Origin of the sequence: Dermabacter sp. (assembly GCF_032550575.1) — a bacterium.
Taxonomy (GTDB): Bacteria; Actinomycetota; Actinomycetes; order Actinomycetales; family Dermabacteraceae; genus Dermabacter; species Dermabacter hominis.
In genome coordinates this window covers 540,830-559,575 of sequence record NZ_JAWFZC010000001.1, presented here as the reverse complement: position 1 = coordinate 559,575, position 18,746 = coordinate 540,830, and the positions used below count along the sequence as shown (strand labels likewise).

Sequence of the window (18,746 nt, the reverse complement as noted above, 5' to 3'; positions counted from 1 at the left end):
GAATCATTCATGACCACCACAAAAACCGCCGTCATCACAGGTTCGTCGCGAGGCGTGGGTGCTGACACCGCGAAGATTCTCGCCGCGGAAGGTTACAACGTCGTCGTCAACTATCGTCAAAAGGCGCCGCGGGCGAACAAGGTCGTGAAAGAAATCGAAGAGGCCGGCGGTCGCGCCGTAGCCGTGGGCGCCGACCTCACGAACGAAGAGGATCTCGACCGCCTCATGCAAACGGCGATCGACGAGTTTGGTTCGCTCGATCTGCTCGTTCTCAACGCCTCGGGCGGTATGGAGAAGGATCTCGGCGACAACTACGCGCTTCGCCTCAACCGCGACGCACAATCGAACGCACTCACCGCTGCGCTCTCGCGCATGAATCCCGGCGGTCGCGTCATCTTCGTGACGAGCCACCAGGCGCACTTCATCAACGAGGTTGACACCATGGACGCGTACGATGCGGTCGCGAAGTCGAAGCGCGCGGGCGAGGATGAGCTGACGTCGCGCATCCCCGAGATGAGCGAAAAAGGCGTGAGCTTCGTTGTCGTTTCGGGCGACATGATCGAGGGAACGGTCACGGCAACCCTCCTCAACCGCATGGAGCCGGGTGCGCTCGAGGCACGTCGCGAGGCAGCCGGGAAGTTGTACTCGGTGCGCGAGTTTGCAGAAGAGATCGCGAAGCTCGCGACGGCCGACCTGCCCACGGGGCACATTGAGCTCGTGGGCGGCGCACAGGACTTCCTCGCGCAGGTGCAGTCGAACTAAGGATGTGAGGGGCGAGAGCCCTGGGGTAGAAGGAAGTTATGGAACTCATTGTTCTGGCCCTCATCGGACTCACCGTCCTCGTTGCTTCGGCGCTCTTTTCTCGGCGAACGGGGATCGCGGCGCCATTGCTTTTGCTCGTGCTCGGCATTGCCGCGAGCTTCATCCCGTGGGTTCCGGACGTCGAGCTCTCGAATGAGGTCGTTCTTTTGGGGATCCTCCCGCCGATCCTCTTCGCCTCGGGGCGCAACGTCCCCGTGATTGAGCTTCGGCGCAATTTGAAGCCGATCGCGTGGCTCAGCATCATCATGGTGATTGTGCCCGCGGTCGTCGTGGGCCTCATCGTGAACGCGCTCTTCAGCGAGATCTCGCTCCCGCTCGCGATCGCTCTGGGCGCCGCGGTCTCTCCTATCGACGCGGTTGCGGCGACGAGCATAGGCCGAAGGCTCGGCTTGCCCGATCGCATCATGACCCTGCTCGAGGGCGAGAGTCTCTTTAACGACGCCGCGGCACTCGTGACGATGCGCATGGCCGTCGCGGCGCTCGCCGCGGGGTTCTCTTTCGTCGAGGCGAGCCTCGGCTTCCTGTGGGCCGTTGTCGGTGGCCTCGCGATCGGGCACGTGGTTGGCAGGATCATCAACTGGGCGCGTGGCCGCCTTGGCGATCCCATCCTCGTGACGGTCGCGACGATCGCAAGCCCGTGGGCGTCGTACATCCCCGCGGAGCAAGTGCACGCCTCGGGCGTGATTGCGGTCGTCGTCAGTTCGGTTGTCATGACGCACCTTGCGCCGCGTTCGCTCAATGCCGAGGAACGGACCATGGTGAGGTCGACGTGGGCGACCGTGAGCTACGTGCTCGAACACGCGGTGTTCCTCCTCATGGGCATGCAAATCACGCTGCTCGTGAGCGATTCCAGCTCGAGTGGCGGCATGGGGCGCGTGTGGCTCATGGCCCTCGTGGTCCTCGTTGTGCTTATTGTTCTGCGTGCCATTGGCGTGGCGGTCGTGGTGTGGATGTCGAACCATCGCGAGGCCCGCGCGCGAACCCTCGGCCGTTACCTCAAGGATGGGCTTCCTGAAAAGGGCGAGGAGCGTGCTCGTGCGCGCTTCGGAGAGAACTGGGAGCTCGAGAGTTCTCGTTGGCTCAACCGCACGCGCGCCGATATTGATTACGCGCTCACTGAACAGATCTCCCCGAAGGGCGGGGTTGTGCTCGCGTGGGCCGGTATGAGGGGCGTCGTGACTCTCGCTGCGATTCAAACGCTTCCGTACGTTGCCGGTGGTCAGCTCGTTGAGCATCGCGGCACCGTGATCCTCGTGGCCTTTCTCGTGGCCGTAGCCTCGCTCTTACTCTTCGGCGGCACGCTCCCGTTCGTGATCCGTTCCACTGGCCTCGCGGCCCCCGGCGTTGATGAGCGCAGGAACGAGGAGAAGATGCTCGTACGGAGCATGCTCGAGACCGTGAACCGAGAACTCGGGCCCCTTGCCGAGCAAACGATCGACGGGGAGCCCGTTCCGCCGCACGTCATCACGAAGCTTGAAAGGCGAATGGCGGCGCTCAATAACCGCACGAACACGGAAGCTCTTCGGCTCGAGAGGGATACGCGCGATGTCTACTGGGCGCTCTTCACGCGCTATCTGGAAGCACTTCGGCTTGCCCTCGAAGAGGAACGGTCGGTGGGCGCCTACTCTCATCACGCGTTTCACGCGGTAGAGGACATGCTCGATAGGTTCGAGGTCAACGCGCGTTCGCGCGTGTGAGTGGGGTGCCCGACGCTTGCCTTCCTTCTAGAGCCATCCTCGTTCGTTGGCGCGCTTTGCGGCGGCAGCCTTCGTCGCGGCGCCGGTTTTGTGGATAGCTGAGGACAGGTAATTTCGCACCGTTCCCTCGCTCAGGTGAACCTTTTTCGCGATGGTCGAGATCTTGTCGCCGTCGCGGGCGATGCGCAGGATTTCTTGCTCGCGTTCGGTGAGGGGGTTTGCTCCGTCGAAAAGCGACTCGGTCGCGAGCGCGGGATCGACGACGCGCCCGCCAGCGTGAACTTTTCTGACGGCTTCGGCGAGCTGATCGGCGGGAGTTTCCTTCACCATGAAGCCGCTTGCGCCGGCATCGAGCGCGCGGCGAAGGTAGCCGGGACGGCCGAAGGTCGTCACGATGAGGCAACGCACATCGAGTCCCTCGCGTGCGATCGCGGCAGTCGTCTCGATGCCGTCGAGGCCGGGCATTTCGATGTCCAGGAGCGCAACGTCGATGTCGGTTGTGCGCGCAATCGCGAGTGCCTCTTCGCCGTGTGCCGCTTGCGCGACGACCTCGATGTCGTCTTCGAGACTCAGGAGCGCCGCGAGTGCGCCTCGTACCATTGCTTGGTCGTCCGCGATAAGAACCCTGATCACATTCGCACCTGTACTGTCGTTCCGTCGTCGCCGCCCGTGAGCGTGAGCGTTCCGCCCGCGTCTTCGACCCTTTCGCGTAGGCCGCGCAGGCCGTTTCCGCTCGTGCCCGAGAACCCTACGCCATCGTCTTCGATATCGATGCTGCGGGGATGAATCGTGATGACCGCTTTTTTGGCGTGCGAGTGGCGCACGATGTTCGTCAAGGCCTCGCGCAGGCCCCACGCAAAGAGGGTCCTGTACTGCGGGTCGACGTCGGTGGCGTCGCCGCGTACCGTGAGCTCGATCCCGGCTTCGCGCGCAACGGTTCGCGCCTGCTCGAGCTCAGCCTCGAGCTGCCGCACGCGAAGACCGAGCACCGTGGAGCGCACATCGGCAATGCCCTCGCGTGAGAGTTGGGTGATGAGGGCGATTTCGCGTTTCGCCGCTGCCGAATCCTTATCCACGAGCCGCTCAGCGAGTTCGGATTTCAGCGCGATCGCGGTGAGAGTGTGCCCGAGAACGTCATGGATATCGCGCGCAACTCTCTCACGCTCGTCCAAAACAGCCTCCTGCGAGGCGACTCGCGAATCGTCGAGGGCAGCCTTGGTGAAGAAAACCGAGCCCGCGCAGCCGAGGAACACGCCCGAAGCGATGATGCCGAACGGCAATAGCCAGAACTCTCGGGCGAATACGGGGTAGGCGAGAATCGCGATCACGACGCACGCGCCTGCGATGTAGCCGGGGCGCGGGGGGGGGGAGGAGGAAGACCGTCACGGGCACGACGAATACCGCGAGTGAGAAGGCATCCGTGCCGATCAGAAACATTTGCGCGACGCACATCGCGATGAGCAGCGCGATGAACGCGACGCTTTGCCACGTGAGCGATTCGGTGATCCTATCGGGATCGCGAAAGTGCCGAATCATCGATATCGCATAGAGCGCGGCAAACGCGAGCGTCAGGAGGATCGACAGTGCGCCGGCAAGCGTCGGGGGCCCTCCCTGAAAAGCCGTCACCAGCGGAAAGGTGAGGAAAAGGAGCCACACGAGCGACATGGCATACGCGATGACGCGCCTGCGCTCCACGGTGGCTCCCTGGTCCCTGTTCTCGAGCATTACTGCCTTTCGCGAGTCTTCCGGGCAAGCACGAGGGCAAGGACCACGAAGATCACGAGCCACACCGCTACGTTGACGAGGCCGTACCACAGTGGGTCCTCGTAAAAGCCCGGGCCGGTGGAATACATCTTCCCATGGGTGACGGGGTATCGCGCGAGCATCGCGTAACCGTAAAGGGGCGTGAATCGACCGATCTGGAGAAGCGTGCCGCTGAGGGGGATGAAGAGATTCCCGAGGAAGCCGAACAGCACGAGTAGTCCGGTGGAGGCGTTGGCAGCGCCCTCGCTTCGCATGGCGAAGGCAAAAATAAGGCCGTAGAAGCCAAACATCATTGACCCCACGAAGAGAATGAGGAACGAGACGATCCAATCCTCGAGCGGGGCCTCGGCTTTGGTGAGGGCACCGATCGCATACACGATCACGAGGGGGAGTAGAGCGATGACGCTTCCAACCCCCACCTTGACCGCGGCGTAGCGCATGTCGCTCAGCGGCGTGAGTCCGAGCTGCCTGCCCCAACCACGGATTTTTTCAACGCCAGCCTGCGTGGCAATGCCGGTTGTCGCGCTTGCGGCTCCGTACGCGGCGAGGGCAATCATGATTGTCATTGCGATATTGCCATCGCCGATCTCGATATCGGCAAATTCATTCGTGGTACCGATAGCGATGTAAATGATGACCGGCAGACCGACGATGAAGAAAAGATTGACGAGATCCCTGAATTGGCGCTTGAGTTCGATCGCAAACATTAGCTGACCTTCCGATCTTGTGTGAGGCGAACAAAGGAGTCTTCGAGGGAGGGGCGTGAAATCTCGAGTGCGCTCACGCCATCCATGGCGAGGAGGAACCGGGCCACGCTGTCGCTTTCGCTGCTGACGGTCGCCACACTCGAACCATTGATCTCAACGCGCTGGCTCGGAAAACGCCCGCGAAGGGCGGCCATGACAGTTTCGGGATGGTTCGCGCACACGCGCACCTCGCGCGCGCCGGTGAGATCGCGAATCTGATCCGTGGGGCCGTCGGCCACGATCGAGCCCTCGGAGATGAAAACGACGCGCCGGGCAAACTGCTCGGCCTCCTCGAGGTAGTGGGTGGCAAAAATGACGGTGCGTCCGACGGTTGCTTCGGCTTGCATGCGATCCCAAAAGCTGCGGCGAGCGGTGACGTCCATCCCGGCCGTTGGCTCATCGAGGATGAGCACTTCGGGGTCAGGCAGGAGAGCAAGCGCGAATTTGAGGCGTTGCTGCTCGCCGCCTGAACACGCCTTGACTTTGCGATCCGCGAGGTCCGTGATGCCCGCGAGCTCAAGAGCACGCCGGCCCATCGTGGGCTTCGGAAAGGTCGAGGCGATGTAATCGACGGTTTCTCCCACCGTGATGTCGGCAATGAGTCCGCCCGTCTGCAAAAGCGCGGAGACTTTGCCGGCCTTGATCGCTTCGTGCGGCGTGGTGCCGCACACCCGGATATTTCCCGACGTGGGGTGCGAGAGGCCGAGCACCATGTCGAGCGTCGTGGTTTTTCCCGCGCCGTTCGGCCCGAGAAACGCAAGAATCTCGCCGCGCTCGACCGTGAGGTCGATGTCGTTGACGGCAAGCACCGAGGGGAATTGTTTACGGATCCCCGTGATCTCCACTGCTACTTCGTTCATGCCTCAAGTCTTTTTCAGGCACGAATTTCTCGCTATCGGAACCTGTCACGACATTGACGTGACAGGTGTCATGAATCGTCGTGCGTCGGCGGTTTAGATCCGCGACCAGCCGAGACTCGACGGCCCGATCGTGGGTCGCCAGCCCGTTTCGCGCATGAATCGAATCGAGGAGACCCGCAGCGAGCGGCGTTGCACGTCCATTTTTGCGGGGAGTACGGCCTGGGTTGCTGCGGGAAAGAACTTCGCATCCATGCCCGCGCGCGCCTCACGACCGAGGTCCTTCGCCCATCGTGCACGGGTAATGGGCTCGCCGCCCACGTTGTAGAAGCCGGATCGGGCATCGAGGGCCGCGAGGAAGGCTCGGCCCGCGTCGATGTGGTGCACGAGAGTGATGTAGTCGCTCGGCTTGCCGAGGAGAACCGCTTCGCCCTCGCGAGTCTTGCGAAGAGCGTAGGTGGTGCCCGGGTCGCGGCCGTACAGCTGCCCGAGGCGGAGGATGACGGCGCTGCGTCCATTTTCCGCGAAGTCGACCGCCGCGCGCATTTCGCGCACGCGGGGTTTGAAGGCCTGGTTTTTCACGGCGAGAGGGTGATCCTCGCTGATCCACTTGCTCCCGTTATCGGGGTACATGAACATCGAGGATTCTTGGATGAGTTTGCGAACGCCCGCGCGTGCGGCTGCTTTCGCGATTGCTGCGGAAGCCTCGAGGTGGAGACGGTCGTCCTCGCGCCAGGCGAAGGGGCGAAGTGCGCCCATTCCCGTGGGGATCTTCGCGAGGGTGTTGATCACGACGTCGTGGCCGCGAAAGGCGCGCTCGAGGTCGCTTGCGGAGAAGACATCGGCGATGACGCCGTGAGCGCCGCGCCCCTCGACAATGGGAAGGCCGCGCTCGCGACGCGTGACACCCGTGACTTCGTGCCCGGCCGCGACGAGGGCCTCGACAGCCTGCTGCCCAAGGACTCCCGTGGCACCCGTGACTGCGATCCTCACCGCTCAGCTCCTTATGGTTCGGCTACGACTCACCGTCACAGTCTAAGTGGCGGCACTGAATGTGTGCTTCGGCATAAAAAGCCAGGCTCGATTGGCGCAAGCGGCACAGTGCGGCGTAAAGTATTTCTTCGTTAGGCGCCATTAGCTCAGTTGGTTAGAGCAACTGACTCTTAATCAGTGGGTCCGGGGTTCGAGTCCCTGATGGCGCACGACACGGAAGCCCCCGCTCGGAAGAGCGGGGGCTTCTTCATTGTTAACGGCAGTCATCCCATCGAAAATGATAGAGATCGGCACACCGAAGTATTCCGCCACCAGTGCCACCTCAGCCGCCTTCCAAGGTGAGTCGCCGCGCAACTTCATAAACACAGAGTTCTGCCCGATGCCAAGCACATCTGCTAGGTCGGCGTTCCTCATGCCGTGGAGTGCTACCAGTGCGCGAGTGGCCGCAGAAATTCGTTCGTCTACCGTTTGCTTTATGATTCCTACCTGATTCAGTGTCAACATACCCTCAGGGTGGGCGCTAACTGCATCGTTACCAATTTGTATTTAAGATGGTGCGAGATTACTAAAAATAGTAGTCCGTTGTCCTTATGACTACTAGTGCTCGAATTGCAGACATCCTGCTCACACAAAAGGGCTACCCCGGACTTTATGACTGGGCAATGGACCAAAGGCGTTCCGTTCGGCCTGCGACCTGGGACGAAGTCGCATTGTCCTTACGAGCCGCGACTGACGAAAAAATTAACGTTCGCGGCCAAATGCTTCGCCGATGGGGTGAAGCTGCCGAGCAAGCGCGTGAGTCCGACGAGGGCTCGGCGCAGTAGGCGGTAGCGCGATGACTGACCAAGCGAGGTTTCGGGGAATCTTGGGCGGGCTAGCCGAAGACGGCTGGCACGGCGAAGCAGGTCCTGAGTTCGTGGAGCTCATCGGTGAAGTGCTTTCAGCTAAGTCTTCGACGCTCGAATGCAGTGGGGACTGCGTGAGCGAAGCGGTCTTGGTTGTGGCTGGCTGCGGTGGCGGTGATTTAGGGGTTTTCGCGGCGCGGTTGCTGGCGATGGATAACCCTCTCGGTTACGTGATTACGAGTGTCGCGACGAATCTTGATCGGGCTGCGGTTGAGGACGTGATGGGGGTTGGGTCTCGTCAGGTGGGGCCTGGAGTTGAGGCGGTGACACGGTTTTCGGAGCTGTCGCGTGCTGATGACGGCGACGGTTTTGACCATGTGCTGATGCAGGATGCGTGGGCTCGTGGTGTCGCGGGTGGCTCGGTTGCCACGTTTCAGTGGTGCTCATGGGCATCTGGGGGCGTGGGGATGCGGCGCGGAGTTCTTCGGCTTCGGCTTTCGTGGTGCCGGACTTGTTGCCGGCCTCGGCCTCGGCCTGGCGGACCCAGTTCGTCAGGCAGGAGAAGCTGGTGCCGAAGTCCTCGGCGATGTCCTTCAGGTGGGTGCCGTGCTCACGGTTCAGGGCGACACGGACGACGTCATCGCGGCCAGGTTAGTCGGGAAATAGCCTCGGCGGTATGCGCCTCCACAAAGGGCTATCGCCGCCCGACTACACACCTCGTTTGTTCACGAAATCCAAACCGATCTCCGAGAGCAACACGTTTGACCAACTCCCCATGCTTGGTCCTTAGAACTGGCCCGGAGTTCAGAGGAAGCTCACTTGAGATCTTGACCACACTAGAGTCGGCTGCTAGTTTGACTCAGGGGTGACCAACCGGTGCCTTCCGAAAAAGCCACAGGAGTACAGTAATGACGCAGGACTCACTGGACTATTCGGAAACCTACATCGCCTTTGATTCAGGGTGCGGGGAATGTAGCGCCATCTCTCACTCACTGGAGCAGGAAACCAACGGCAAACTCCTCGCACGACCTCTTTCCGACCCAGAGGTCGAACAGATCCGCATCAACCACTTCGGCCCAAACCCGCCACACATCCCCGTGGCGATCACGTTCAATCGTACTACCCCAAAGGTATACTCAGGCCCGCGGCTTGTTGCTCTCATGGCCCGCCGCTTTGGCCCGACTACGTCCCTTCTGTTGGCCCGAATTATCGGAGTTCACCGCAATAATGAACATCTAGCATTTACTACTCCTCATGCGGAGCGACGGTTCTTCAGTAGGCGCGCCGCGCTTCAAAGCGCAGCCGGGCTCGCGGCCGTCGCTACCATTGCAACCATCCATACACGGGTTGGCTCAGGGGTGGCGCATGCCCTCGAGCCGAAGCCGCTAAAGTCCAAGACTAGTGGTCTCGACCAGCCCAGCATCGACGAGCTGATGCAAGAGCTTTCGGAAGATAGCAACACAAGAGCTGCCCTCGCCGCACTTGACCTCGACCTGGCAACGAGTCTCCCGCGGAGCACAGCCATCGCTCAGAAGGGATTACGTGGTAAGGAGGCCACCGAGGCCGGGCAGCGTCCCGATGCGCCCGAAGCAATGCAATCGGAGTTCGCCCGGACAAGCTTCAGCGACGGCTCCCACCGGTCCGTCGCAGCCCTCCAGCTTCCCGACTCTCGGTTCCTCGTTTATACAAAAGAGACCGCCGAAGACGGCTCCACCGGAGTCGGCGTCGAAATATATAGGTATGACCAGGAAAACGACGCTCTCTCCCTTTCAGCCGCAAGTGTCAATGGTCGCGCGGAAAAGCCAATCCCAGCTGCCCAATTAGCTGCCACGTACGATGCTCACACAGCGAGAGCATCAAAGAAAGATCCTTGTGGCGGTTGCGCGAAGACGAACTATCAGGTGAGTGGATCCTGCCAGTCAAAGAACGTCATGCAGTGTCTGGAGCGAGCAGCAGGATGCGCTACATGCGCGGCACCATGCGCCTCATCTCCCACCGGCGCCGGTATCGCCCTCTGCCTAGCGTGCGCCTTCGCTTCATGCGGTCCCGCGTTGCGAGCATGCTGTTCAAAGTTTGGCGCCCCCAATGTCTGCGTTCCGTGCATGCGCCTTCCCTAACACGACGGCCCGAGAGATAGGAACCGCCATGATGAAAGACCGGTTAATCGGTGCGCTATTCGGCATATGCTTGGGCGTATCGAGTTCCATCGCAGTAAGTGATGCCTTCACTCAACAGACGCATGCTATTTGGTCCAGCATTGGGGCACTCGCAGTCCTTGTCGCGACCGGGGGCTTCGTGTTCAAGGCACGCAGTGCACACTCACAGCCGTCGCCGCCACGAGAGGCAGAACGCGGACCGAACCGCAGCACGCGCACTGCGGCAGAGCCCAACCGGGTCGACTCCTAGGGCCTCGGGCGGCTGAAAACGCCCCCGCGGCGGGTGCGCTGCCGATGCGATCACATTCGGCAGCGCACCCATCAACAGGCAGATGTAGCCGACGCACGAGCACCTCCCAACAACGTATGCACCAGGCTCTTCCTCGGCGCAGGAGTTTAAGCGCGATTTGAAAAGCAATCAGGAGGGACTGCTGCGCGGAAAGGTGACATCTGATCTGGCTTGCCCGCAGGGCGGCCTGGAACGATGTGCCCTATGCCCGCTCCCTACCCTCGAGAGTTCCGCGATGACGTCGTACGGGTGGCCCGGTCCCGTGAGGACGGCGTCACGCTCGCGCAGATCGCGAAGGACTTCGGAATCCACGAGATGGCGCTCCATAAATGGATCCGCCAGGCCGATATCGATGACGGCAACCGCCGACCCCGCTCACACGAACACCATGGGTGCGGGTGGCCAAGTGTTCCTTCCTGGCTCACCCGTGCCCATCCCCGGCAACGCCGCCCACGGTGACCAGTTCATTCAAGTCTTGAGGTTGTTCGCTTTCGGATGCATACTGACTATCGTTACGTCATTACCGATAATCGTTACATGTCACGATTGGTTGGCCGCGCCAGTGAAGGCGCACTCATAGCACTGCTCCTAGGCTGCCTCCTGCTCCAGATCCTTCTTCCCGAGCTAACCGAGGCCTTCGGAGGGGCGTACGCGGAGACCGCGCCTCTCACTCTTCCCTACGCGCTTGCGGGAATAGCAGCTCTCTTCTGCCTCGAGTGCGTGCTTGTCATTACTTTTTTCCTCGTGCGGGAACTGCGAGCAAAGCAGCTACTGCCACTGCGAACTCCAGATTTTCTGCTGGGTATAGGTGTCCTTTTCTGTGGAGTATTCGGAATTCCAGCTTTAGTGCTACTTCATCTTCTTGCGGTCGTGCAGGTAGGTGGGCCAGGGATTGTTCTACTTCTGGCAGCGAATGTCATTGTTGGTGTAGCGTCGGTCTGCTTTACTCTCGCCCTGAGGGCCTCCGCACGGTCCTACCTTGCTCTGCAATCTGACATGCAAGGTTTAGTCTGATGACCATCAGAGTAGATTTAGACATTTTGCTAGTCTAGAGGAAAATGACGGTTAAGCAATTGTTGGAGCGTGTAGATATTTCTCCGACAAATCTAAGTGTCCTAAAAAATGGTCATGCTCGGGCCATTAGGTTCTCCACGTTGGCGGCTCTGTGTCAGGCGCTCGAGTGCGAGCCCGGAGACATCTTGCGCTTCGACCCAGAGCCGCCAACGAATTGAACTATCTCTACGCAGCTCCTAGGGCCTTCCGATATGTGGATTGACCCGCGTTGTGCTGTAGTGTCATTTGGTTTTTTTGTTGCAACCGGATGCAAAGTGCCCCAAATGCTATGTGAAACGACCGGTTCTGGTCTCCAGTCGCCTATGCCGCTGTGAGCACTTGCGTTTGAGCATGATTGTTTCCCTGCGCGTTTATTTCCGCGCGCATGCCAAAACTGCCCCTTGGGAACGCGGCGCACATACCCCTACCCGCAGCGCTTGCCCTCGCAAAGGTACGGCAACATGCGGCCTGCATTGAACCCACGTAGGTCGTAGGCCGGATGAATTGACACCCCCAGTGGTTACGAATGCCACCAACGAGCGTCTTGCTCAACGTCGATTCCTTCAGCGAGAAGTCGTGAAGTCAGCTCATCAAACTTGTTATCGAGTTTGGCGGCTGTTGAAGGTGATGGTCGGACGAGACCAGTCTCATCCGCATACGCTTCGCACATCTCTTCGGCCCACTGCGCGAGAGCATTGGCGAGATCGGGAGATATTTGGGAGCGGATGTCTGGATACGGATCGCTGCCGGTCGTGCTGCTAAATATCGGCCAGCTCGTGTAGTCCCAACCAAAGGTGATGCGTTCCATCTTGGTGCATTTTAGCAGCACTGCGGGCAGGCGGAATGGAAGTGATGATTTTCTTGGTCTTTTGAGAGGTCGCAACAGACTCTTCCGCGATTATTGCGGCTGCGCAGCTGCGGCCGCGGCTGAAGAGCTCACCCATAACGTCGTGTTCGGCTGCGGTGTACGGGTTCTGCGCGATGGAGGAGGGCTCAGGGAGCCCTTTTAGCTCGGCAATTCGGTCACCTTCGACCTCGTCATGATCCGTGATGATGAAGGAGCGGAAAACATGGGGGTTCTCCTCGATGTAGGGGAGAGAGCGGCTCCTCGACTCGTCCGGCCCGCGACCGCTTTGTTGACGCCATCGAAGGGGCTTCGGCTCCGCCAGTGCGCGTCGATCCCGCTCGCGAAGGATATGCACACGGCCAATTACACGGAGGAAAACGACTCGGGTGGGAGAACACCTTAATCAGTGGGTCCGGGGTTCGAATCCCTGATGGCGCACGACACGGAAACCCCCCGCTCGAAAGAGTGGGGGTTTTGTCGTTCCCTCCCGCATGCGCGCTAAACTGGTGGCGCATGTTCCGGGAACTCGGTGCAATTCCGAACTGGCGGTGAAAGCCCGCTAACCCGGGCGCGTTTCACTCCGTGGGGCGAGCCTTGGGCCTGACCGGTGGAATTCCGGTGCCGACAGTACAGTCTGGATGGGAGGTTCATGCGGGCGAAGCATGCCGCTTTTACGCGCCGTGCTCTCGCAAGTTTCCCTTCTCCCGGATCATCGATTGAGATGAGCGATGCGGGAGGCGAGGACCATGGGCATGAATCAGCCCCCTCACGACGCCGCGCGCGAAAGCGCCCTGCTTGAGGGGTGTGAGCGCGCGCTTGAACAGGCGCGCCGCGGACCCCTCGGTGCCAATCCGCGCGTTGGCGCAGCGCTCCTAAGTCCCTCCGGGGAGCTCCTTGTCACAGGTTTTCACCGAGGAGCGAGAACCCCGCATGCCGAAGCAGATGCCCTCTTAGCCGCCCGGGAACGTGGCCTCGATGTGCACGGTGCGACCTGCATCGTGACTCTTGAACCGTGCGCCCACGCCGGCCGTACGCCCTCGTGCGCGCGCACTCTCGTCGACGCCGGCATCGGCCGCGTTCTCTACGCCGTTCGCGACCCGCACGACGTCGCCGCGAACGGTAGTGCCATTCTTCGTAGCGCCGGCATCGACACCCGTCTGTGGAGTGACGCGCTGCCGGCTAGCGTCGGAAGGGACCTCACTGCCCGCGCAGCGGAACTGAACCGCCGCTGGTTCCAGGCCACGCGTGAGTCGCGTCCGTTCGTCACCGCAAAGATCGCGCAAACCCTCGATGGATACGTCGCAGCGGCCGATGGCACGAACGCGTGGATTACCGGAGAGGATGCCCGCGCAGAGGGCCACGCGCTCAGGAGCGTCGTGGATGCGATCGCCGTGGGCACGGGAACCGCGCGCGCCGATGACCCTGCACTCACGGCACGCGACGCGCACGGCCGCCTCGGCGCTCGTCAACCGCGCCGCGTGGTGATCGGTGAAAGCCCGCTCGAGCCGCACTCACGGCTCGCGAAAGCCGTACACGGCCCTGAACACGCACGCCCCCTTCTTTATCGCACGCGCGATATTCGCGGCGTGCTCGAAGACCTGCGCGCCGACCACGGAGTTGAGCACCTCCTTATCGAAGGCGGTCCGCGCCTCATATCCGCGGCGCTCAAGCTCGACCTCGTCGACGACCTCTGGATCCATCAGGCTCCGACCATGCTCGGCGCGGGCACGCCCTCCGTCGCGGGCCTCGGTATCGGAACCCTCAAGAACCGGCTCGACTTCGACATCGTTCCCGAATCACTCCATGTGAGCGGTTCAGATCTTCTCTTCCACGCGATCCCGCGTGCGCGGCAGCAAACTCCCACGAAAGGTGAGTGAACAATGTTTACAGGAATTATCAGCGCGAAGGGCACCGTGACGGGGCTTGAGAAAGGGGCGGACGACACGGCGCGCCTCACCCTCGCGGCACCGGCACCTCTGCTCGACGGCCTCGCGCTCGGCGGATCTCTCGCCGTGAACGGCGTGTGCCTGACGGCGATTGAAACGCCCGAAACCCAGGGCGAGGAGGCTCGCTTCACCGCGATCGCCATGGGGGAGACCCTCGCGCGCACGAGCCTCGGCGACCTCGCCGTCGGAAGCCGCGTGAATCTCGAGCGCTGCACCGAGGTCGGCGCCCGCCTCGACGGCCACATCGTGCAGGGGCACGTCGACGGCGTGGGAGCCGTTGCCCGCATTGACGATGAGGGGACGTGGCGCCGCATGCGCATCGAGATCCCCGACAACCTTGAAGAGCAGGTCGCCGAAAAGGGCTCGATCACCCTCGATGGTGTTTCGCTCACCGTCACGGCCGTGAATACGCCGGGGGAGAGCCCCGCGTTCGTCGAGGTGGCCCTCATCCCCGAGACGCTCGAGGCTACGACGCTCGGCGAGGCAACCGTCGGAACCCGAGTGAACGTCGAGACCGACGTAATCGCCAAATACACGGCGCGTCTAGTAGCCGTGCGCGCCGCTCGCAAGGAGTGCACGAAATGAGCTTTGCGATTGACCTGACTCCTATGGACGAGGCGCTCGCCCTGCTGGCGCGCGGAGAGATCCTCGTGGTGCTCGACGACGAGAACCGTGAAAACGAAGGCGATCTCATCATGGCCGCCGAGCTCGCGAGCCCCGAGAAGGTCGGTTTCTTTGTGCGGCACAGTTCCGGGTACCTGTGTGCGCCCATGACCGCTGAGCGCGCCGCTGCCCTTGAGCTTCCGCTCATGGTTCCGAACAGTGAGGATCCGCTGCGCACCGCCTACACGATTAGCTGCGATGCGCGCGCGGTTGAAGCGACGGGTATTTCCGCGGTGGATCGGGCGATCACTGCGCGTACGCTCGCGACCGCAAGCGCGGCAGACCTCATTCGCCCAGGTCACGTCCTTCCCCTCATCGCGAAGGACGGCGGCGTGCGCGAGCGCCCCGGCCACACCGAGGCCGCTGTTGAACTCACGCGGCTTGCGGGCCTGAGGCCCGTGGGGCTCATCGGCGAGGTTGTGTATGACGACGGATCGATGATGCACGCGGAAGCCCTCGCGGCGTTCGCTCGCGAGCACGGGCTGGGCATCATCACGATTGAGCAGCTCACGGCGTATCTTGAGGATCGCGACGCCCGCGAGGCAGCCCAGTGAGCGAGGTGCGCGTTTGCGGCACTGAGCCGATTCAGATGCCAACGCCTCTCGGCACGTTTGAGGTGCGTGCGTGGCGGGGTCGCGATGCGGAACACGTGAGTCTGCTCGCGCGTGGCGCCGCTTGGCCGGGGGAGGGGTCCGACGCTTCCCAGCCTCCTCTCGTGCGCGTGCACTCCGAATGTGCGACGGGCGATATTTTCGGCTCGTACCGGTGCGATTGCGGCGAGCAGCTGGAAAAAGCGCTCGAGACGATCCAGCGCGAAGGCGGGGCCGTGATCTACATGCGCGGCCACGAAGGGCGAGGCATCGGTTTATTCGAGAAGATTCGCGCCTACCACCTTCAGGATCTCGGTGACGACACGGTCGAGGCGAATGTCCACCTAGGCCTGCCCGTCGACGCGCGCCGCTACGACGATGCGGCGGACATTCTTCGCGCCCTGGGCATGGGGCGCGTGCGTCTCATGACGAATAACCCCGAAAAGGACGGCGCGCTTGCGGGCCTCGGCATCGACGTTGCCGAGATCGTGCCGAGCGTCATCGCACCGCGCGTGGCAAATAGGCGCTACCTTGAAACCAAACGCGAGAAGATGGCGCATCGCCTCGCCCCCTCGCACGACTAACCCCACGACATCGAAGGAGAACCCTATGGCTGGATACGGCACCCCCTCCGCGGCGCTTGGCACGCATGATGCCGGCCCGGCGACGATCGGTATCGCGGCGGCGAGCTGGCACGCGGACATCATGGATGGCTTGCTCGACGGTGCCAGGCGCGCGGCCGCCGATGCGGGCTGCACGGTGACGGAAGTTCGTGTGCCCGGCTCGTTCGAGCTCCCGGTTGCCGCGCAAGCGCTTGCGCGCACGTGCGATGTCGTGGTTGCGCTCGGCGTCGTGATTCGCGGCGAGACCCCGCATTTCGAGTACATTTCCGGCGCGACGACGGAGGCTCTCGCACGCGTCGCCCTCGATGAGTCCACCCCCGTGGGCAATGGCGTGCTCACGGTCAATACCCGCGAACAGGCCGTTGACCGTTCGGGTGTGGAAGGCGCGAGCGAGGACGCTGGCTATGCCGCGGCCGAGGCGGCTATCCGCACGTTCCGCGCCCTCGCCCCGCTTTCTGACATGCGGTGAGATTCACATCCCTTTCTCCTGCAAGGATTCGCGAAGTCCCGGGGTGGCCGGGTAAAGTATTTATCCGTTGCGGGAGACCCCGCACAATGGTGGTCGTAGCTCAGTTGGTAGAGCTCCTGGTTGTGGTCCAGGCGGTCGCGGGTTCAAATCCCGTCGATCACCCCGCTAAAGAGCCCCTCGAGCGAGGGGCTCTTTCCTTTAAGCGCGCAAAACCGGCACTCGCGAAATGAGGACACATGAGCGACACAAAGGCCCTCGTGGGAGAGGGCGCTGCCTCGAGCGTTGTGCTCGCCGACAACCTCGAGGTACTCCGCACTCTCCCGGACGAGTCGATCCAGCTCATCTACATCGACCCGCCGTTCAACACGGGCAGGCGCCAACAGCGCCAGTCCCTCCAGACTGTGCGCGCAGTCGACGGCACCGAGGGCTCGCGAGTCGGTTTCAAAGGGCGCAGTTACACGAGCATCAAGGGCGCCCTTTACGGTTACGACGACGCGTTCGAGGACTACTGGGAGTTCCTCGAACCGAGGCTCATCGAGGCACATCGCGTGCTCGCCCAGTCGGGAACGCTCTACCTCCACCTCGACTATCGCGAGGCGCACTATGCGAAGGTTCTCCTCGATGCGCTCTTTGGCCGCGAGTCGTTTCTCAACGAGATCATCTGGGCGTACGACTACGGAGCGCGTACGAAGAAGCGATGGCCCGCGAAGCACGACACGATCCTCGTGTACGTCAAGGATCCAAAAAGCTATTTCTTCAACTCGGAGGACGTCGATCGCGAGCCCTACATGGCGCCTGGCCTCGTCACGAAAGAAAAAGCGGAGCGGGGCAAACTTCCCACCGACGTGTGGTGGCACACGATCGTGTCACCCACGGGGCGCGAAAAGACCGGCTACGCGACCCAAAAGCCCGAGGGGATTCTCAGGCGAATCGTGCAAGCGAGCAGTCGCGAGGGCGACTGGGTGCTCGATTTCTTTGCCGGCTCGGGTACGACCGCTTCGGTCGCGCACAAACTGGGCCGACGGTTCCTTGCGATCGACTCGAACCCGCAAGCCTTCGACGTGATGCAGCGAAGGCTCGCGGGGTCGAACGCGCGGTTTATCGAGAGCGAGCTTCCGTAGCGACGGCGTGAGCGAGAGGCGGCCATGCGGGCAGGCGCGGAATAAGCGTGACCTGGTAGGCGTGGTAGATGTCGGGCTGGCCCTTCCAGGTCGTTTCGCTGATCTCGCCCGTGGCGGTGAGCTCGTGGACCCAGCTGCCGAGCCTGCCGGGAACGATGGTTGTCGTCTTCGCCCACTGCCACCAGGACTCATAGCGTTCTTCCCAGGCAGCATCGCCGCTCGTGCGGAACAGCACAGCGGCCGCACCGATGGCCTCAGCGACGACCCAGTGCATGCGTTCGTGCACGACGGGTGAGCCATCCCAGTCCACCGTGTACGGGAAGCCGCCGTCACCATCGATGCCCCACGTCTCACACGCTTTCTCGGCGAGGGCGAGCGCGCCATCGCGCAAAGCTGAGGCGCGTTCCTGGGCCCGGGTGGCGTCGGAAAACTGCCCCTCGAAACCGGCTGCGGTGTGCAGGGCGAGGCGCGCCCATTCAAACGAATGGCCGATCGTCGCACCATAGGGACGGAACGGGTGGGCGGGCTCCTCCCGGTTGTAGTCGGGGCGGGGCTCCCACGCGGTCGTGAAGTGCTCGGGCAGGAACCAGCCGTTGTCCTTCGCGAATGCGAGCGCGCGCTCGACGATGACCGCGGCGCGCTCGAAAAGCTCGAGGCGGCCGGTCGCTGCCGAGGCTGCGAGAAGCCCCTCGACACTGTGCATATTCGCGTTGATCCCGCGGTAGTCCTCGCAGTTCGAGAAATCGCGCGAGTAGGTGTCGGCAAACATCCCGTGTTCGGATTCGAAAAAGCGTGCATGCGCCTCGAGCGCGGTCTCGAGGAGCTCTTCGGCGCCGGGGATTTGTGCCTCGACGAGACTCGAAGCGGCGAGTACCACGAACGCGTGGGCGTAAGCCTGCTTCGAATCATCGACCGGCTCACCCGTTTCACGGGCGATGATCGAGTAGAAACCGCCGTGTTCGTCATCGTGGAACGCGCCCGAAAGCGCCGAGAGCCCGTGGGCTGCGAGTTCGGCAAAATCGCGAGAGGACTCGGTGCCGCGGATGCTCGCAAGAGCGAAGCAGTGCGTCATGCGGCAATTGATCCACAGTTCAAGGTCGTGATCCGGGTCGAGAGTGCCGTTTGAATCGAGCCACCCGAAGCCATGCTCCGTGCGCGAAGCCGCGCCCCACTCGAGTAGATCCGTCCCCACCTCCTCGAGCCACGCGGCATGCGCGGGGTCGGTCTTCATTGCCTCGAGAAGGAGGGGTGTCGTCATTGTCAAA

At 62.2% G+C, this 18,746-nt stretch carries 19 protein-coding genes and 2 tRNA genes; 13 read left to right on the top strand and 8 right to left on the bottom strand.

Annotation, left to right across the window (positions count from 1 at the left end):
* Positions 1–9: 9 nt before the first annotated feature.
* Together E6X30_RS02540 and E6X30_RS02535 are read left to right on the top strand one after the other, a co-directional pair.
* A complete protein-coding gene (locus E6X30_RS02540; RefSeq protein ID WP_316335686.1) occupies positions 10–762 on the top strand; it encodes an SDR family oxidoreductase in 753 nt (250 codons plus the stop codon).
* A gap of 38 nt (positions 763–800) precedes the next feature.
* Positions 801–2,519, top strand: coding sequence for a sodium:proton antiporter (locus E6X30_RS02535; protein WP_316335685.1), 1,719 nt, complete (start codon positions 801–803; stop codon positions 2,517–2,519).
* Between the two features lie 27 nt (positions 2,520–2,546).
* Here E6X30_RS02535 and E6X30_RS02530 read toward each other — a convergent pair whose 3' ends face one another.
* From E6X30_RS02530 to E6X30_RS02510, 5 genes are all read right to left on the bottom strand, one after another.
* Positions 2,547–3,152: a response regulator transcription factor gene (locus tag E6X30_RS02530; protein WP_316335684.1), complete on the bottom strand. Its 606-nt coding sequence runs from the start codon at positions 3,150–3,152 to the stop codon at positions 2,547–2,549.
* Positions 3,149–3,847: a sensor histidine kinase gene (locus E6X30_RS02525; protein WP_316335683.1), complete on the bottom strand. Its 699-nt coding sequence runs from the start codon at positions 3,845–3,847 to the stop codon at positions 3,149–3,151. Before E6X30_RS02525 ends, E6X30_RS02530 begins: the two co-directional genes overlap by 4 nt.
* A gap of 396 nt (positions 3,848–4,243) precedes the next feature.
* Complete coding sequence (locus E6X30_RS02520; RefSeq protein WP_316335682.1) at positions 4,244–4,990, bottom strand: ABC transporter permease; 747 nt, start codon at positions 4,988–4,990, stop codon at positions 4,244–4,246.
* A complete protein-coding gene (locus E6X30_RS02515) occupies positions 4,990–5,889 on the bottom strand; it encodes an ABC transporter ATP-binding protein (RefSeq protein WP_316335681.1) in 900 nt (299 codons plus the stop codon). Before E6X30_RS02515 ends, E6X30_RS02520 begins: the two co-directional genes overlap by 1 nt.
* A gap of 93 nt (positions 5,890–5,982) precedes the next feature.
* Positions 5,983–6,879, bottom strand: coding sequence for an NAD(P)-dependent oxidoreductase (locus E6X30_RS02510; RefSeq protein ID WP_016664938.1), 897 nt, complete (start codon positions 6,877–6,879; stop codon positions 5,983–5,985).
* 135 nt (positions 6,880–7,014) lie between these two features.
* Between E6X30_RS02510 and E6X30_RS02505 the strand changes: the two genes are divergently transcribed.
* Positions 7,015–7,088, top strand: a tRNA-Lys gene (locus tag E6X30_RS02505).
* Here the strand turns inward: E6X30_RS02505 and E6X30_RS02500 are convergent.
* The gene (locus tag E6X30_RS02500) at positions 7,054–7,383 is read right to left on the bottom strand and encodes a helix-turn-helix domain-containing protein (protein ID WP_016664937.1); all 330 of its coding nucleotides are present in this window, start codon (positions 7,381–7,383) and stop codon (positions 7,054–7,056) included. The two genes, E6X30_RS02505 and E6X30_RS02500, sit on opposite strands and share 35 nt — an antisense overlap.
* Before the next feature lie 755 nt (positions 7,384–8,138).
* Here E6X30_RS02500 and E6X30_RS02495 point away from each other — a divergent pair.
* The 3 genes from E6X30_RS02495 to E6X30_RS02485 all read left to right on the top strand — a co-directional run bounded on the left by E6X30_RS02495 (position 8,139) and on the right by E6X30_RS02485 (position 11,401).
* Complete coding sequence (locus tag E6X30_RS02495) at positions 8,139–8,390, top strand: hypothetical protein (RefSeq protein ID WP_126846445.1); 252 nt, start codon at positions 8,139–8,141, stop codon at positions 8,388–8,390.
* A 1,983-nt stretch (positions 8,391–10,373) separates the two neighbouring features.
* Positions 10,374–10,628 carry a transposase gene (locus E6X30_RS02490; RefSeq protein ID WP_197736232.1) on the top strand — a complete coding sequence of 85 codons (255 nt, stop codon included), beginning with the start codon at positions 10,374–10,376 and terminating at the stop codon, positions 10,626–10,628.
* Positions 10,629–11,227: 599 nt separating this feature from the next.
* Positions 11,228–11,401, top strand: a complete 174-nt coding sequence (locus tag E6X30_RS02485; RefSeq protein ID WP_232049706.1) for a helix-turn-helix transcriptional regulator — start codon at positions 11,228–11,230, stop codon at positions 11,399–11,401.
* A gap of 341 nt (positions 11,402–11,742) precedes the next feature.
* On the opposite strand, the gene E6X30_RS02480 is transcribed toward E6X30_RS02485, so the two are convergent.
* Complete coding sequence (locus tag E6X30_RS02480) at positions 11,743–12,030, bottom strand: hypothetical protein (protein WP_034373726.1); 288 nt, start codon at positions 12,028–12,030, stop codon at positions 11,743–11,745.
* A 791-nt stretch (positions 12,031–12,821) separates the two neighbouring features.
* Between E6X30_RS02480 and ribD the strand changes: the two genes are divergently transcribed.
* From ribD to E6X30_RS02445, 7 genes are all read left to right on the top strand, one after another.
* A complete protein-coding gene (gene ribD / locus E6X30_RS02475; RefSeq protein ID WP_051120719.1) occupies positions 12,822–13,946 on the top strand; it encodes a bifunctional diaminohydroxyphosphoribosylaminopyrimidine deaminase/5-amino-6-(5-phosphoribosylamino)uracil reductase RibD in 1,125 nt (374 codons plus the stop codon).
* Positions 13,947–13,949: 3 nt separating this feature from the next.
* Positions 13,950–14,600, top strand: a complete 651-nt coding sequence (locus E6X30_RS02470; RefSeq protein WP_016664929.1) for a riboflavin synthase — start codon at positions 13,950–13,952, stop codon at positions 14,598–14,600.
* On the top strand, positions 14,597–15,232 hold the full coding sequence (ribB, locus tag E6X30_RS02465; RefSeq protein ID WP_016664928.1) for a 3,4-dihydroxy-2-butanone-4-phosphate synthase: 636 nt from the start codon (positions 14,597–14,599) through the stop codon (positions 15,230–15,232). Before E6X30_RS02470 ends, ribB begins: the two co-directional genes overlap by 4 nt.
* Positions 15,229–15,852: a GTP cyclohydrolase II gene (locus E6X30_RS02460; protein ID WP_016664927.1), complete on the top strand. Its 624-nt coding sequence runs from the start codon at positions 15,229–15,231 to the stop codon at positions 15,850–15,852. Before ribB ends, E6X30_RS02460 begins: the two co-directional genes overlap by 4 nt.
* Before the next feature lie 25 nt (positions 15,853–15,877).
* A complete protein-coding gene (gene ribH, locus E6X30_RS02455; protein ID WP_016664926.1) occupies positions 15,878–16,360 on the top strand; it encodes a 6,7-dimethyl-8-ribityllumazine synthase in 483 nt (160 codons plus the stop codon).
* 89 nt (positions 16,361–16,449) lie between these two features.
* A tRNA-His gene (locus tag E6X30_RS02450) sits at positions 16,450–16,522 on the top strand.
* A gap of 74 nt (positions 16,523–16,596) precedes the next feature.
* Positions 16,597–17,481, top strand: a complete 885-nt coding sequence (locus E6X30_RS02445) for a site-specific DNA-methyltransferase (RefSeq protein ID WP_016664925.1) — start codon at positions 16,597–16,599, stop codon at positions 17,479–17,481.
* Here E6X30_RS02445 and E6X30_RS02440 read toward each other — a convergent pair.
* A complete protein-coding gene (locus E6X30_RS02440) occupies positions 17,459–18,739 on the bottom strand; it encodes an AGE family epimerase/isomerase (RefSeq protein WP_016664924.1) in 1,281 nt (426 codons plus the stop codon). The two genes, E6X30_RS02445 and E6X30_RS02440, sit on opposite strands and share 23 nt — an antisense overlap.
* Positions 18,740–18,746 lie beyond the last annotated feature (7 nt).

Bases quoted from the DNA above. Each gene is read 5' to 3' on its own strand.
- E6X30_RS02540 (WP_316335686.1), top strand. From the start codon at position 10: ATGACCACCACAAAAACCGCCGTCATCACAGGTTCGTCGCGAGGCGTG.
- E6X30_RS02535 (WP_316335685.1), top strand. From the start codon at position 801: ATGGAACTCATTGTTCTGGCCCTCATCGGACTCACCGTCCTCGTTGCT.
- E6X30_RS02520 (WP_316335682.1), bottom strand. From the start codon at position 4,990: ATGTTTGCGATCGAACTCAAGCGCCAATTCAGGGATCTCGTCAATCTT.
- E6X30_RS02515 (WP_316335681.1), bottom strand. From the start codon at position 5,889: ATGAACGAAGTAGCAGTGGAGATCACGGGGATCCGTAAACAATTCCCC.
- E6X30_RS02500 (WP_016664937.1), bottom strand. From the start codon at position 7,383: ATGTTGACACTGAATCAGGTAGGAATCATAAAGCAAACGGTAGACGAA.
- E6X30_RS02490 (WP_197736232.1), top strand. From the start codon at position 10,374: ATGCCCGCTCCCTACCCTCGAGAGTTCCGCGATGACGTCGTACGGGTG.
- E6X30_RS02485 (WP_232049706.1), top strand. From the start codon at position 11,228: ATGACGGTTAAGCAATTGTTGGAGCGTGTAGATATTTCTCCGACAAAT.
- E6X30_RS02480 (WP_034373726.1), bottom strand. From the start codon at position 12,030: ATGGAACGCATCACCTTTGGTTGGGACTACACGAGCTGGCCGATATTT.
- ribD (WP_051120719.1), top strand. From the start codon at position 12,822: ATGAATCAGCCCCCTCACGACGCCGCGCGCGAAAGCGCCCTGCTTGAG.
- E6X30_RS02470 (WP_016664929.1), top strand. From the start codon at position 13,950: ATGTTTACAGGAATTATCAGCGCGAAGGGCACCGTGACGGGGCTTGAG.
- ribB (WP_016664928.1), top strand. From the start codon at position 14,597: ATGAGCTTTGCGATTGACCTGACTCCTATGGACGAGGCGCTCGCCCTG.
- ribH (WP_016664926.1), top strand. From the start codon at position 15,878: ATGGCTGGATACGGCACCCCCTCCGCGGCGCTTGGCACGCATGATGCC.
- E6X30_RS02445 (WP_016664925.1), top strand. From the start codon at position 16,597: ATGAGCGACACAAAGGCCCTCGTGGGAGAGGGCGCTGCCTCGAGCGTT.
- E6X30_RS02440 (WP_016664924.1), bottom strand. From the start codon at position 18,739: ATGACGACACCCCTCCTTCTCGAGGCAATGAAGACCGACCCCGCGCAT.